Genomic DNA, 14,757 nt, shown 5'->3' on the forward strand with positions numbered 1-14,757 from the left:
ACGACAAGTCTCGAATGAACGTCCGCACCCGATAACGACCCAGTATAGCTAACTTGTTGAATCGCTCAAAGAGGTCGGCCGGAACCTGACGATCATGCCGCGCCTCCAGCCTAGCGCAGGGCCAGCCGCGCCGCCATGCCGCCGCGCGGTTCGTCTTCCAGCTTGAACACGCTGACCACCTGCGCCAGATGGGCCGCCTGTTCCTGCAGCGAACCCGCCGCCGCCGCGGCTTGCTCCACCAGCGCGGCGTTCTGCTGCGTGGTGCTGTCGATTTCGGTCACCGCCAGGTTCACCTGCGCGATGCCTTCGCTCTGCTCGTGGCTGGCGGAGACGATCTCGCCCATGATGCTGGTCACCTGCTCCACCGACGACACAATCTTGCTCATCGTCGCACCGGCTTCGTCCACCAGCACGCTGCCGGCGTCGACCTTCACCACCGAATCGCCGATCAACTCCTTGATCTCCTTGGCCGCCGAGGCCGAGCGCTGCGCCAGGTTGCGCACCTCGGAAGCGACCACCGCGAAGCCGCGTCCCTGCTCGCCCGCGCGCGCCGCCTCGACCGCCGCGTTCAGCGCCAGGATATTGGTCTGGAAAGCGATGCCGTCGATGACCGCGATGATGTCGACGATCTTGCGCGACGAATCCTTGATCGACACCATGGTCTGCACCACGCGCCCCACCACCTCGCCGCCCTGGGTGGCGAAGCCGGACGCCGACTGCACCAGCTGATTGGCATGCTTGGCGCTCTCGGCGTTCTGCGTCACGGTCGCCGTCAGCTGCTCCATCGCCGATGCCGTCTCTTCCAGGCTGGAGGCCTGCGCCTCGGTGCGCGACGACAGATCCAGGTTGCCGCTGGCGATCTCGCTCGATGCCGTGGCGATGGTCTCGGTGCTGTCGCGCACCTGGCGTATCGTGCCGTTCAGCGAGGACACGAAGCGGTTGAAGCCGTGGGCCAGCGCGCCCACCTCATCCTCGCTCTCGACCGTCATGCGGCGGCTCAAGTCGCCGTTGCCGTCGGCGATTTCGCCCAGCATGTGGGCGGCGCGCGCCACCGGTGCGGCAATCGCCCGGCTCACCAGCAGGATCACCAGCATGCCGACGCCGCCGCCGACCAGGCCGCCCACCAGCGCCGAAATCGTCACCGAGCGGGTGACGGCGCCCAGCACCTCGGCCTCCGGCACTTCGGCGATCACATACATATTCAGCTCCGGCACGAACGACGAGGCCACCAGCCGCTTGCCGTCCGGCGCCTTGTAGCTGGCGTTGGCGTAGCGTTCGCCGGCCAGCAGCTTGGTGCTGAGTTCGGCGTTAAAGCCCGGCAAGTCCTTCATGAAGTGCTGGCCGTCCGCCAGCGCGGCGTCGCGGTGCACGATCAGCATGCCGTTCGGCCGCACCAGGTACACGAAGCCGGAGGCCCCGACCTTGTAGGTGCGGATGGTCTCGGCCAGCTTGTTGACCGCCAGCCCCAGGCTGGCCACGCCGATCTTGCCGTCGCCGGCGTCGAAGCGGGTGTTGATGAAGACGTTGTATGCGGTGGCGCCCGGTTCCTTGTCCAGGTTCAGCGAGTACGGCTTGCCGCCGGCGAGGAAGTTGAAGAACCACTGGTCGGCCGCCGCGCCCTTGTCCAGCGTGCGGCTGTAGCCCTTCTCGTCGAAGTACTTGCCGGTGCTGCCGGACACCCACGACACGGCGGCCGCCTTCATGGTTTTTTTCATGCTGGCGGCGTAGGCGATCCAGGCCGGCAGGCCGGTATCCGGCAAGCCGGCTTTTTCCCAATCCAGCAGGAAGGTATTGGCGCCGATCGCCAGCGTGGCCGACAGCGGCTCGCCGATCTGGCGCAGGATGTCGTTGCGGATCTCGCCCACCTCCGCCGGCAGCTCCGTATCGACCACGCGGTCGCGGATACTGTTGCCGGTCATCACTACACTCAGCGTTGCCGAGATCGCCAGGAACAGCAGCAGGCAGGCGCCCATGCTGACCATCAGTTTTTGCTGTATCGACAGACGGCGCAGAAGACTAGCCATAACATTCCCCAAAGGTTAAATCGGCGTTACTACATTTGAAAATTCAGCGTAATCGAAGTCAGTTGCCATGCGCAACAGAAAATTCCGCTGCTGTGCGGAACTGCAACGCCACCAATCGAACAGGCTGTAGGGGCGCTTTCGCCATATCATTCAGCCAATATAGATACTATTCAACGACGATGCTCTCGAAACTCTCGTTTCGCCAATTGCTGCTGGGCGTCTTCCTGCTGATCGCGGTGCTGCTGAGCGCGGCTTCCCTGCATGCCCTGTGGACGCTGGACCGGCTTGCCGCGCACAGCCGCGACAGCGGCCGCCATGCGCTGGCGCTGACCGAAAACACGCAGCAGCTGGCCGAACGCAGCGTGGCGATGACGCGCAGCGCGCGCCAGTTCCTGGTGCTGGACGACCCGGCCTTCCGCAAGCGCTACGCCGACGCCTGGCGCGAGGCGCGCGCCGCGCTGGACGCGGTGGCGGCGTCCCTGCCCTACACGCCGGCCGCCACCTTCGACCTGTGGCGCCGTTCCGGCGAGCAGGCCTGGGACTTGTTGCAGGCGCCGGCGCGACCGCGCTCGTCCGCGCGCCAGCAGGCGCTGGAAAAAGTGCTGGCGCCGCTGCCCACGGTGAACGCCCGGCTGGCCGACGAGGTCAAGCAGGAAGTCGAGCGCCGCAACAGCGAACTGCTGGGCGAGCTGGACCAGCGGCGCGCCGTGCTCAAGGCGCAGGTGCTGGGGTCCATCGTGCTGGCGGCGCTGCTGGCCGGCGGCTTCGGCCTGTGGCTGTCGCGCCCGCTGGCGCAAATCGAAACGGCGATCGACCTGCTCGGCGAAAACCGCTTCGACCACGCGATCGAGGTGCGCGGCCCCAGCGACCTGCAGCGCGTCGGTCAGCAACTGAACTGGCTGCGCCAGCGGCTGGCCGACCTGGAGGCGGACAAGGCGCGCTTCCTGCGCCACATCTCGCACGAGCTGAAGACGCCGCTGGCCGCGCTGCGCGAGGGGGTGGCCCTGCTGGAGGATGGCGTGGCCGGCGCGCTGTCGCCCAACCAGCGCGAGATCGCCGGCATCTTGAACCAGAACACGGCGGCGCTGCAGTCGCAGATCGAAGCGCTGCTGCGTTACAACGCGGCCACCTTCGACGCCCACCACCTGCAGCGCCATCCGGCCGACATGGCGGCCTTGCTGCAGCAGGCGATCGCCGCGCAGCGGCTGCAGTGGCAGGCCGGCGGCCTGACCGTCAGCACCGAAGGCAAGGCGCGCGCCATCGCCGTCGATGCCGACAAGCTCGGCGTGGCGATCGGCAACCTGCTGTCGAACGCGGTGCGCTTCAGCCCGCAAGGCGGACTGATCTCCTTCCGCCTCGGCGAGCGGCACGGCAGGCTGCTGCTCGATTGCGTCGACCAGGGGCCGGGCGTGGCGCCGGACGACGCGGCGCGCATCTTCGAACCGTTTTACCAGGGACAGCGCCAGCCGCCGGGCGCGCGCCGCGGCAACGGCATCGGCCTGTCCATCGTCCACGAATACGTCGCCGCCCACGGCGGCGCCTTGCAACTGCTGCCCGCCGAACGCGGCGCGCATTTCAGAATCGAATTGCCCTATGAAATATGATAGTCCTCGCGCCGCGTTGCGGCCCCCGCTGCTGCTGATCCTGTTGCTGCTCAGCCTGTCGCTGGCCGGCTGCAGCCTGAATTCGCCGATGCCGGCGCCGCCGCCGCAGATGGAAGTCAACCTGCCGCCGCCACCACCGGTGCAGGAAGTGGCGCCGCTGGCGCCGCCGGACGAAGTCGGGCCGCTGCTCAGCTACCACCAGCAACTGCGCAAGATGAGCCAGGGCGACATGCTGAAGGAGCTGAGCGGACTGGGCTTGCAGCAACGCAGCCCGCGCGTGGCGGTGCAGATGGGCATGGTGCTGATGCTGACGCGCGGCAGCGGCGACCTGGCCCGCGCGCAGGCGCTGCTCGACAGCGTGGCCACCGCCACCGACACCGAATCGGCGCCGTTCAAGGCGCTGGCCCAACTGCTGTCCAGCAACTGCGCGGAAACGCGCCGGCTGGCCGACCATGCCGACAAGCTGCTGGTCCAGCAAAAGGACAGCCAGCGCCGCATCGAACAGCTGAACGACATGCTGGAAGGCCTGAAGACCATCGAACGCACGCTGCCGGCGCGGCCGGCGCCCGGCCCGCAGGCGGTGATCAAATGAGCGCCGCGCAAGCTCCTGCCGCCAGCCAGGGCGCCCACCTGCTGCTGGTCGACGACGACGCCGACCTGCTACGCCTGCTGTCGATGCGGCTGGGCGCCAACGGCTACCGCGTCACGGCGGTCGGCAGCGCCGAGGCGGCGCTGGCGCGCATGGCCATCGAGCTGCCTCGTCTGGTCATCAGCGACATCCGCCTGCCGGACCGCGACGGCATGTCGCTGTTCCAGGAAATCCGCAGCACCTGGCCGGCGCTGCCGGTGATCCTGCTGACCGCCCACGGCACCATCCCCGACGCGGTGGAGGCGACCACGCTGGGCGCCTACGCCTACCTGACCAAGCCGTTCGACGCCAAGCTGCTGCTGGAGCGCGTGGCGCAGGCGCTGAGCCTGTCCGCCCCCGATCCCGGCGCGGCCAGCGGCGACCACGCCTGGCGCGCCGGACTCATCAGTCGCAGCCAGGTGATGGACGAATTGTTGGCCGAGGCGCGGCTGGTGGCCGCCTCCGACGCCAGCATCCTGATCCGCGGCGAAAGCGGCACCGGCAAGGAGCTGCTGGCCAACGCCATCCACCGCGCCAGCCGCCGCAGCAAGGCGCCGTTCATCGCCGTCAATTGCGGCGCGATACCGGAGCCGCTGCTGGAGTCCGAGCTGTTCGGCCACGTCAAGGGCGCCTACACCGGCGCCGTGGCCGCCCGCGAAGGCCTGCTGCAGGCGGCCGACGGCGGCACGCTGTTCCTCGACGAGATCGGCGACATGCCGCTGCTGCTGCAAGTCAAGCTGCTGCGGGTGCTGCAGGAGCGCGTGGTGCGCCAGCTGGGCTCGGACGTCGCGCGGCCGGTCGACGTGCGCATCCTGTCGGCCACCCACCGCGACCTGGACGCCGCCATGCTCGAAGGCCAGTTCCGCGAGGACTTGTACTACCGCCTCAACGTCATCACGCTGACCCTGCCGCCGCTGTCGCAGCGGCGCGAGGACATCGCGCCGATGGCGACCCAGTTCCTGCTGACGCTGGCCGCCAAGTACGGCAAGACGGTGCGCGGCTACGCGCCCGGCGCGCTGGAGGCGCTGACCACGGCCGCCTGGCCCGGCAACGTGCGCCAGCTGTACAACGTGATCGAACACGTGTGCGCGCTGGCCACGGCGCCGCTGGTGCCGCTGTCGCTGGTGCAGCGGGCCTTGCGGGTGCCGTCGCTGGAGGTGCTCAGCTATACCGAGGCCAAGCAGCGCTTCGAGCGCAACTACCTGGTCCAGCTGCTGAAACTGACCGACGGCAACGTCGCCGACGCCGCCCGCCTGGCAGAGCGCAACCGCACGGAATTCTACCGCCTGCTGCAGAAATACGACCTGGATGCCAGCCTGTTTCGCAGCGATTCCAGCCTTGTCGCCGCCGAGCGACAGGAAGAACCCCTTAAAAATCAATAACTTGGCAATTGGCGGCCGGAGCTTGTCGCCAAACCCCGACAAAATCGCGGCAATATGGCCTGAAATGCCATGCCAACCCGCTTTCCAGCAGGAAAATCACACTTAAGCCATTGAATTAAAAGGGAATATCAGAGCTGGCACGGGGTTTGCTGAGGATAGGGTAACGTCACTGACGTTTCACCCTAACTTGAAAAAGGAAGCAAATCATGATGACTACCAAACTGATCGCCCGCCTGATGGTTGCCGCCACCCTGACCGCCGCTGCCGCCACCGGCACCGCCTTCGCCCAGACCGACGCCGCCATGGCTGGCGCAGCCAAGACCGGCGCCGCCACCAACGACGACGCCATCACCAGCAAAATCAAGGCTTCCCTGGCTGATCAAAAACAAATCGGCGTGACCACCACCGACGGCGTGGTTGTGCTGAGCGGCTCGGTAGCCAGCACCGATGTCGGCACCAAGGCGATCCAGGTCGCCTCGGCAGTGCCAGGCGTGAAAGAAGTGAAAAGCGAACTGACGGTCGCTTCGAAGTAATCGCAGGACAGCCGCGGCAGCGATGCCGCGGCGGCAGCACCGAGTTAATAGGAGTAGGACCCTTTGCCGGACAGCGTACGTAGACGCTGCCCGGCCTTTTTTCGTCCGGCTTGGCTCAGGGGCTTAGCTCAGGTTTTCCAGGCGGATCTTGGTCACGCTGCCGCATACGGTCGGCAAGCCTTCCATCTTGGCGATGGCGGCGGTGACGTTCTTTTCCTGCGTCTGGTGGGTCAGGAAGATGATGTCGGTGCGGGTCTCGCCCTCGGCCGGCTCCTTCTGCAGCATGGCGTCGATCGAGATCGTGGCGTCGGCCAGGATGCGGGTCAGGTCGGCCAGCACGCCCGGCTGGTCGCTGACGTTCATGCGCAGGTAGTAGCTGGTGGTGATCTCCGACATCGGCAGGATCTCGATGTCGGTCATCTCGTTGGGCTGGAACGCCAGGTGCGGCACGCGGTGTTCCGGATCGGCCGTGGCCAGGCGGGTGATATCGACCAGGTCGGCGATCACCGCCGATGCGGTCGGCTCGGCGCCGGCGCCCTTGCCGTAGTACAGCGTGGCGCCGACGGCGTCGCCATGCACCAGCACCGCGTTCATCGCGCCTTCGACGTTGGCGATCAGGCGCTTGGCCGGGATCAGCGTCGGATGCACGCGCAGCTCCACGCCCTCTGTGCCGTTGACCTTGGCGCGCTTGGCGATGCCCAGCAGCTTGATGCGGTAGCCCAGCTGCTCGGCGTAGCGGATGTCGATCGCGTTGAGCTTGGAGATGCCCTCGACGTGCGCCTTGTCGAATTGCACCGGAATGCCGAAGGCGATGGCCGACATGATGGTGGCCTTGTGCGCCGCGTCCACGCCTTCGATGTCGAAGGTCGGGTCGGCTTCGGCGTAGCCCAGTTCCTGCGCCTGCTTGAGCACGGTGGCGAAGTCCAGGCCCTTGTCGCGCATCTCGGACAGGATGAAGTTGGTGGTGCCGTTGATGATGCCGGCCAGCCATTCGATGCGGTTGGCGGTCAGGCCTTCGCGCAGCGCCTTGATGATGGGGATGCCGCCGGCCACGGCCGCCTCGAACGCCACCATCACGCCCTTGGCCTGGGCCGCGGCGAAGATCTCGTTGCCGTGCACGGCCAGCAGCGCCTTGTTGGCGGTGACCACGTGCTTGCCGTTGGCGATGGCCTGCAGCACCAGCGCCTTGGCTTCGTCGTAGCCGCCGATCAGCTCGACGACGATGTCGATCTCGGGATCGTTGACGATGTCGAACGGGCTGGCGACGACCTTGACCTTGCCGCCGGTGCGCGCCTTGGCGCGTTCCAGGTTGCGGGCCGAGACGGCCACCACTTCGATGCCGCGGCCGGCGCGGCGGCGGATTTCTTCCTGGTTGCGCGCGAGCACATCGAACGTACCGCCGCCGACATTGCCGACGCCTAACAAGCCTACTTTGATGGATTTCATATAAACCGTTTCTATAGTTTGAGCCTCGTCATTCCCGCGCAGGCGGGAATCCATGCTGAGCCGGGCTGGACGCGGCCTATGGATTCCCGCTTCCGCGGGAATGACGCGGTTGTTAAAAGCTGGCGCCGTGGCGCTTGCGGTAGCCTTCCATGAACTTGGCGATGCGGCCAAAGGCTTCCGTCATGTCGTCCGAGTTCGGCAGGAACACCACGCGGAAGTGGTCCGGGGCGATCCAGTTGAAGCCGCTGCCCTGGACGATCAGCACTTTCGTTTCGGCCAGCAGCTCGTAGGCGAACTGCTGGTCGTCCGCGATCGGGTAGATCTTCGGATCGAGACGCGGGAACATGTACAGCGCCGCTTTCGGCTTGACGCAGGTGACGCCCGGGATATCGGTCAACAGCTGGTAGGCCAGGTCGCGTTGCTTCAACAGGCGCCCGCCCGGCCCCACCAGGTCGTGGATCGACTGGTAGCCGCCGAGCGCAGTCTGGATCGCAAACTGGCCCGGTGCGTTGGCGCACAAGCGCATCGAGGCCAGCATGTTGAGGCCCTCGATATAGTCTTTCGCATGGGATTTCTCGCCCGACACCACCATCCAGCCGGAACGGTAGCCGCAGGCGCGGTAGTTCTTCGACAGGCCGTTGAAGGTGACGAACAGCACGTCGTCGGCCAGCGAGGCGATCGACACGTGCTCGGCGCCGTCGTACAGCACCTTGTCGTAGATCTCGTCGGCGTAGATGATCAGCTCGTGCTGGCGCGCCAGTTCGATGATCTGCAGCAGCAGCTCGACCGGATACAGCGCGCCGGTCGGATTGTTGGGGTTGATGACGACGATGGCGCGCGTGTTGGAGTTGATCTTGCGGCGCATGTCCTCGATGTCCGGGTACCACTCCTGCTGCTCGTCGCAGATGTAGTGCACCGGCGTGCCGCCCGACAGCGACACGGCGGCGGTCCACAGCGGATAGTCGGGCGCCGGCACCAGCACCTCGTCGCCGGTGTTGAGCAGCGCGTTCATCGACATGACGATCAGCTCCGAGGCGCCATTGCCCAGGTACACGTCCTCGATGCCGACGCCGGGGATATTCTTGCCCTGCGTGTAATGCACCACCGCCTTGCGCGGCGCGAACATGCCCTTGGAATCGGTGTAGCCGGCCGCGTTGGGCAGGTTGATCTTCATGTCCTGGACGATTTCATCCGGCGGATCGAAGCCGAACACGGCCAAGTTGCCAATATTCAACTTTGTGATCTTATGGCCTTCCTCCTCCATTTGCCGGGCTTTTTCCGGCACCGGACCGCGGATCTCGTAGCAGACTTCGGCCAGTTTGTTCGATTTTTGAATCGGTCGCAAAATAAAATCCTGTCTAGGTGAAGCAAATTGCTCTGACCTGCCAAAAACGCGATGGCGGCCTTTGCTGCAATGCGAAAAGATCCATTCTGCCGAAAGCCTCCCATTTAATCAACCTTTCAGGCTGGATCACCCCGGAAAAACGCTACAATGACGCTTCTTTTGCCGACTAAAACCGCTATTCCGTCATGAAGCTCCACGCAAGCGATACTCAAAAATACCAGACCGTCACCGGCTACGATGAAACCGGCGTCGAAATCAACGCCGAGCGCTACAACTACAGCCTGATCGTGCTGCCGGAAAGCCCGCCACGCGCCTGGGATGCCCCGACCTTCGAATCTATTACCGCAGAGCATTTCGACATCATCGGCGCCGACAGCCCGGACGTCGTCATCCTCGGCACCGGCGCCAGGCAGCGCTTCATCCATCCGCGCCTGACGGCCGCGCTGACGATGCGCCGCATCGGCGTCGAATGCATGGACAGCCAGGCGGCCTGCCGCACCTACAACATCCTGATGGGCGAGGGCCGCAAGGTCACGCTGGCCCTGATCATCAATCCCGACGAGGCCAAAACCGCCTGATGAACGATCTCTATAACAATAAAAAATTCGTCTGGTCGCTGCTGGCGGCCTTTGTCATCGTCTGGCTGTATGTGCTTGGCGTGCGCACGCTGGTGCCGCCCGACGAGGGCCGCTACGCCGAAATGGCGCGCGAAATGTTCAGCACCGGAGACTGGATCACCACCCGCCTGAACGGCATCAAGTACTTTGAAAAACCGCCACTGCAGACCTGGATGAACGCGGCCTCGTTTGCCGTGTTCGGCCTGGGCGAATGGCAGGCGCGCCTGTGGACCGGCCTGTGCGGCCTGGGCGGCGTGCTGCTGACCGGCTATGCCGCGCGGCGCGCGTTTGGCCCCCGCGCCGGCTTCTACGCCGCGCTGGCGCTCGGCTCCAGCCTGTTCTGGGTGGCCTCCGGCCAGATCGATTCGCTGGACATGAGCCTGTCGGGCATGATGACCATCGCCCTGTGCGCGCTGCTGGTGGCCCAGCGCGACCGCGCCACCGAGGTCGAGCGCCGCAACTGGATGCTGGTCTGCTGGGCCGGCATGGCGCTGGCGGTGCTGGCCAAGGGCCTGATCGGCCTGGTGCTGCCGGGCGCGGTGCTGGTGCTGTACTCGGCCTTGTCGCGCGACCTGGCGATCTGGACCCGGCTGCACCTGGGCAAGGGCCTGCTGCTGTTCTTCGCCATCGCCACGCCGTGGTTCGTGCTGGTGGCGCTGAAGAATCCCGAGCAACCCTACTTCTTCTTCGTGCACGAGCACTGGGAACGCTTCTTCCTGAAGACCCACCACCGCGAAGGCGCCTGGTACTACTTCTTCGTGATGCTGATCCCGGGCATCGTGCCGTGGCTGGGCGTGCTGCCCCAGGCGCTGTGGGGCGCGCTGCAGCGCGAGCGCAGCGCCGTGTTCCAGCCCAAGCTGCTGCTGCTGATCTGGGCCGTGTTCATTTTCTTCTTCTTTAGCTATTCCAGCTCCAAGCTGCCCGGCTACATCCTGCCGATCTTCCCGGCGCTGGCGATGCTGATAGCGGTCTACCTGGAAAGCGCCTCGCGCCGCAGCCGCATGGTCGCCGCCGGCCTGCTGGTGCTGATCGGCGTGGCCGGCCTGGCCGCCGTGCCGCAGATGGTGCACATGGCGGTGCGCCACCGCGACGAGACGGTCCTGCTGGAAGCCTACCAGCCGTGGGTGCTGACGGCCGGCATCATTGCCGCCGCCGGCGGCGCGCTGGCGCTGCTGCATGCGCGCCACCTGCGCCGCGACCTGACGGTGCTCACCATGGCCGTGGCCGGCTTCCTGTCCACCCAGCTGATCCTGACCGGCTTCGAGCCTTATGGCAAAATGCGCGCCGGCAAAGCCATCGCGCAAAAGATGCTGCCCGAACTCAAGCCGGACACCCGGGTGTATTCGGTCGCCACCTACGAACAATCGATGACCTTCTACCTGCGCCGCACCGTGGTGCTGGTCGACTACTGGGATGAATTCACCTTCGGCCTGCGCCAGCAGCCGGAGCTGTCGATCCCGACGGTGGAGGAATTCGTCGAGCGCTGGAAGGAGCATACGCAGCAAGGCGTGAAGGCGCTGGCCATCATCAGCAACGAGAAATACGCCGAGCTGAAGGAACAAGGCCTGGCCATGCGCGTGGTGGCGGAAGACACCCGCCGCGTGATCGTGGCCAACCTGTAATTGATAAAGAATGTCATGAATATTGCAACTTTCGGCTTCATCGTCTTCGGCGTGCTGCTCAACGCCGTGGCCCAGCTGCTGCTCAAGGCCGGCGCCAGGAACGTCGGCGAGATCCACCTGACGCTGGACAACCTGTTTTCGGTCGGCCTCAAGGTCGCCACCCAGCTGCCCATCATCGGCGGGCTGACCTGCTACGTGCTGTCGGTGGTGCTGTGGATCATCGCGCTGTCGCGCGTCGACGTGTCGATCGCCTATCCGATGCTGTCGCTGGGCTACGTGGTCACCGCCATCGGCGCCTGGTACTTGTTCGGCGAGGCGCTGTCGCTGCAGCGCCTGCTGGCGATCGGCGTCATCCTGGTCGGGGTCGCCTGGCTGGCGCGGACCTGACGAACAATTTAGAATTGCGGCCATAAGCCAAAACCCTAATCAGTATGAGAGAGCGAAATACCCAATGACCTCCGCCCTGCCCTTTTTGCCCTTCTCGAAACCAACGATAGATGAGGCGACCATCGCCGCCGTCAGCGACGTGCTGCGTTCCGGCTGGATCACCAGCGGCCCGAAAGTCCAGGCCTTCGAAGCCCAGATGTCCGAGTATTTCGGCGGCCGTCCGGTGCGCACCTTCAATTCCGGCACCTGCACCATGGAAATCGCGCTGCGCATCGCCGGCATCGGCGCCGGCGACGAAGTGATCACCACGTCGATCTCGTGGGTCGCCACCGCCAACGTCATCATCGAAGTGGGCGCCACGCCGGTGTTTGCCGACATCGACCCGCTCACCCGCAACATCGACCTGGACCTGGTTGAAGCGGCGATCACGCCCCGCACCAAGGCCATCATCCCGGTCTACCTGTCCGGCCTGCCGGTCGACATGGACCGCCTGTACGCCATCGCCAAGGAACACAATCTGCGCGTCATCGAAGACGCGGCGCAAGCCTTCGGTTCCGAGTGGAACGGCAAGCGCATCGGCTCCTTCGGCGACTTCGTCTCGTTCAGCTTCCAGGCCAACAAGAACATCACCACCGGCGAAGGCGGCGCGCTGGTGCTCAACAATATGGAAGAAGCCAGGCTGGCGGAGAAATACCGCCTGCAGGGCGTGACGCGCAGCGGCGTCGACGGCATCGACGTCGATGTCCTTGGCGGCAAGTACAACATGAGCGACATCATGGCCGCCATCGGCCTGGGCCAGTTCGCCAACATCGACAACATCACCGCCCACCGCCGCAACCTGGCGCGCCGCTACTACGAGGCCTTCGGTCCGGAGTTCGAGGCGCAGTCCGGCGCCCAGCTGCCGCTGCAGGCCTTTGACACCAGCAACTACCACCTGTTCCAGATCGTGCTGCCCGATAACGGCCCGGCCACCCGCGCCGACTTCATGCGCGCGATGCAGGAGCGCTACAACATCGGCACCGGCTACCACTACGCGCCGATCCATTTGTTCACCATGTACCGCGAGCGCGGCTTCAAGGAGGGCATGTTCCCCGTGTCGGAAAAGATCGGCCGCCTGACCGTGACCTTGCCGATGTTCTACGCCATGACCACCGCCGACGTCGATCGCGCGGTCGCCGCCGTGAAAGCGATCCTGATCAAATGAGCGTGTCCCTGATGAAGCCTGAAATCTCCGTCGTCATTCCCATCTACAACGAGCAGGCCGGCCTGCAGGCCCTGTTCGACCGCCTGTACCCGGCGCTCGACAAGCTCGGCGCCAGCTATGAAATCGTGTTCGTCAACGACGGCAGCCGCGACAACTCGGTATCCATCCTGGCCGAGCAGTTCCGCCAGCGGCCCGACGTCACCCGCGTGGTGCTGTTCAACGGCAACTACGGCCAGCACATGGCCATCCTGGCCGGCTTCGAAGCGTCGCGCGGCGACATCATGATCACGCTGGACGCCGACCTGCAGAACCCGCCGGAGGAAATCGGCAACCTGGTGGCCAAGATGCGCGAAGGCTACGACTACGTCGGTTCGATCCGCCGCAAGCGCCAGGATTCGGCGTGGCGCACCTATGCGTCCAAGGCCATGAACCGCGTGCGCGAAAAGATCACCAACATCAAGATCACCGACCAGGGCAATATGCTGCGCGCCTACGGCCGCAACGTGATCGACCTGGTCAACCAGTGCGGCGAGGTCAACACCTTCGTGCCGGCGCTGGCCTACCGCTTCTCGCGCAAGCCGACCGAGATCATCGTCGAGCACGAGGAGCGCGCCGCCGGCGAATCGAAGTACTCCTTGTACAGCCTGATCCGCCTGAATTTCGACCTGGTCACCGGCTTCTCGCTGGTGCCGCTGCAGTTCTTCTCGATGTTCGGCATGCTGCTGTCGATCGCCTCCGGCCTGCTGGTGCTGGTGCTGCTGGTGCGCCGCCTGTTCCTGGGCGCGGAGGCGGAAGGCCTGTTCACGCTGTTCGCGATCGCCTTCTTCTTCATGGGCACTATCCTGTTCGGCATCGGTTTGCTGGGCGAATACATCGGCCGCATCTTCCAGCAGGTGCGCGCCCGTCCGCGCTACGTGGTGCAGACCATCCTGGAACAGAAACCCGGCCAGGCGCTCGACGTGCCGGCCGGCGTGGAGAAACGCACCGTGGGCCGCAGCCATGAGTGATCTCGACCACCGACCGCGTGCCGTCGTCTTCGGCTATCACAATGTCGGCGTGCGCTGCCTGAAGGTATTGCTGGCCGGCGGCGTCGACGTCGCGCTGGTGGTCACCCACGAGGACAGCGCCAGCGAAAACATCTGGTTCGAATCGGTGATTTCGCTGTGCCAGGCCGAGGGCATCCCCTACATCACGCCGGCCGACGCCAAATCGCCGGAGCTGCTGGAGCAGGTCCAGGCCGCCAAGCCGGACCTGATGTTCAGCTTCTACTACCGCAACATGCTGCCGGCCGAACTGCTGGCGGTGGCGCCGGCCTTCAATATGCACGGCTCGCTGCTGCCGGAATTCCGCGGCCGCGCGCCGGTCAACTGGGCGGTGCTGCACGGCGCCACCGTCACCGGCGCCACGCTGCATGAGATGACCGTCAAGCCGGACGCCGGCGCCATCGTCTCGCAGATGGAAGTGCCCATCCTGCCCGACGACACCGCGTTCGAAGTGTTCGGCAAGGTCACCGTGGCGGCCGAGCAGGCGCTGTGGCGGGTGCTGCCGTCGCTGCTGGCCGGCACCGCGCCGCGCCTCAAGAACGACCTCAGCAAGGGCGGCTATTTCGGCGGCCGCAAGCCCGAGGACGGCCGCATCAACTGGCTGCTGCCGGCGCAGGACGTCTACAACCTGCACCGCGCCGTCGCCCCGCCCTACCCGGGCGCCTTCACCGATCTGGGGGGTGTACGCTACGTCATCCAGCGCGCCCGATTGTCTGGCAATTTCGGCAATGTTGTATCGCTAAGTTTGCCACCGGGCTTGACAGTAGTGGATAATTGCATCTTTGGCGTGTGCGGCGATGGCCGCATGCTGACGATTTCCGCCTTGACGGCCGACGGGGAACCCGTAACGGCCGAGCAGTTGCAATCCCGCCTGGCCGCGCTGGCCGCCGGCGGATAACGAACATTACCTGGGTAAACTCAC

The 14,757-nt window shown here is 65.4% G+C and carries 13 protein-coding genes; 10 read left to right on the forward strand and 3 right to left on the reverse strand.

Annotated elements, in window-relative coordinates; all coding sequences use genetic code 11:
• Positions 1–110 precede the first annotated feature (110 nt).
• On the reverse strand, positions 111–2,024 hold the full coding sequence (locus ACSQ3S_RS25375; RefSeq protein ID WP_436144154.1) for a methyl-accepting chemotaxis protein: 1,914 nt from the start codon (positions 2,022–2,024) through the stop codon (positions 111–113).
• 179 nt (positions 2,025–2,203) lie between these two features.
• On the opposite strand from ACSQ3S_RS25375, the gene ACSQ3S_RS25380 reads away from it, so the two are divergent.
• The 4 genes from ACSQ3S_RS25380 (at position 2,204) to ACSQ3S_RS25395 (ending at position 6,171) form a co-directional block, all read left to right on the forward strand.
• Positions 2,204–3,628, forward strand: coding sequence for a sensor histidine kinase (locus tag ACSQ3S_RS25380; RefSeq protein WP_176652071.1), 1,425 nt, complete (start codon positions 2,204–2,206; stop codon positions 3,626–3,628).
• Positions 3,618–4,220, forward strand: a complete 603-nt coding sequence (locus tag ACSQ3S_RS25385) for a hypothetical protein (RefSeq protein WP_436144155.1) — start codon at positions 3,618–3,620, stop codon at positions 4,218–4,220. The genes ACSQ3S_RS25380 and ACSQ3S_RS25385 overlap by 11 nt, the downstream gene beginning before the upstream one ends.
• Entirely contained in the window at positions 4,217–5,638 is a 1,422-nt protein-coding gene (locus ACSQ3S_RS25390; RefSeq protein WP_353405342.1) for a sigma 54-interacting transcriptional regulator, read from the forward strand. Before ACSQ3S_RS25385 ends, ACSQ3S_RS25390 begins: the two co-directional genes overlap by 4 nt.
• Before the next feature lie 206 nt (positions 5,639–5,844).
• Positions 5,845–6,171, forward strand: a complete 327-nt coding sequence (locus tag ACSQ3S_RS25395; protein WP_176652074.1) for a BON domain-containing protein — start codon at positions 5,845–5,847, stop codon at positions 6,169–6,171.
• 123 nt (positions 6,172–6,294) lie between these two features.
• On the opposite strand, the gene ACSQ3S_RS25400 is transcribed toward ACSQ3S_RS25395, so the two are convergent.
• Together ACSQ3S_RS25400 and ACSQ3S_RS25405 are read right to left on the reverse strand one after the other, a co-directional pair.
• A complete protein-coding gene (locus tag ACSQ3S_RS25400) occupies positions 6,295–7,617 on the reverse strand; it encodes a homoserine dehydrogenase (RefSeq protein ID WP_353405340.1) in 1,323 nt (440 codons plus the stop codon).
• Between the two features lie 112 nt (positions 7,618–7,729).
• Positions 7,730–8,962 (reverse strand): pyridoxal phosphate-dependent aminotransferase, encoded by a 1,233-nt coding sequence (locus ACSQ3S_RS25405; RefSeq protein ID WP_436144156.1) that lies wholly within the window; start codon positions 8,960–8,962, stop codon positions 7,730–7,732.
• Positions 8,963–9,147: 185 nt separating this feature from the next.
• Between ACSQ3S_RS25405 and ACSQ3S_RS25410 the strand changes: the two genes are divergently transcribed.
• The 6 genes from ACSQ3S_RS25410 (at position 9,148) to ACSQ3S_RS25435 (ending at position 14,733) form a co-directional block, all read left to right on the forward strand.
• Positions 9,148–9,540 carry an Mth938-like domain-containing protein gene (locus ACSQ3S_RS25410; protein WP_353405337.1) on the forward strand — a complete coding sequence of 131 codons (393 nt, stop codon included), beginning with the start codon at positions 9,148–9,150 and terminating at the stop codon, positions 9,538–9,540.
• Positions 9,540–11,201 carry a glycosyltransferase family 39 protein gene (locus tag ACSQ3S_RS25415; RefSeq protein ID WP_436144157.1) on the forward strand — a complete coding sequence of 554 codons (1,662 nt, stop codon included), beginning with the start codon at positions 9,540–9,542 and terminating at the stop codon, positions 11,199–11,201. The genes ACSQ3S_RS25410 and ACSQ3S_RS25415 overlap by 1 nt, the downstream gene beginning before the upstream one ends.
• A 15-nt stretch (positions 11,202–11,216) precedes the next feature.
• Positions 11,217–11,588: an SMR family transporter gene (locus ACSQ3S_RS25420; protein WP_176652079.1), complete on the forward strand. Its 372-nt coding sequence runs from the start codon at positions 11,217–11,219 to the stop codon at positions 11,586–11,588.
• A gap of 64 nt (positions 11,589–11,652) precedes the next feature.
• Entirely contained in the window at positions 11,653–12,792 is a 1,140-nt protein-coding gene (locus ACSQ3S_RS25425; protein WP_436144158.1) for a DegT/DnrJ/EryC1/StrS family aminotransferase, read from the forward strand.
• An 11-nt stretch (positions 12,793–12,803) separates the two neighbouring features.
• A complete protein-coding gene (locus tag ACSQ3S_RS25430) occupies positions 12,804–13,799 on the forward strand; it encodes a glycosyltransferase (RefSeq protein WP_436145076.1) in 996 nt (331 codons plus the stop codon).
• Entirely contained in the window at positions 13,792–14,733 is a 942-nt protein-coding gene (locus ACSQ3S_RS25435) for a formyltransferase (protein ID WP_176652081.1), read from the forward strand. Before ACSQ3S_RS25430 ends, ACSQ3S_RS25435 begins: the two co-directional genes overlap by 8 nt.
• Positions 14,734–14,757 lie beyond the last annotated feature (24 nt).

Source organism: Duganella sp. LjRoot269, from assembly GCF_964254095.1.
Taxonomy (GTDB): domain Bacteria; phylum Pseudomonadota; class Gammaproteobacteria; order Burkholderiales; family Burkholderiaceae_D; genus Rugamonas; species Rugamonas hordei.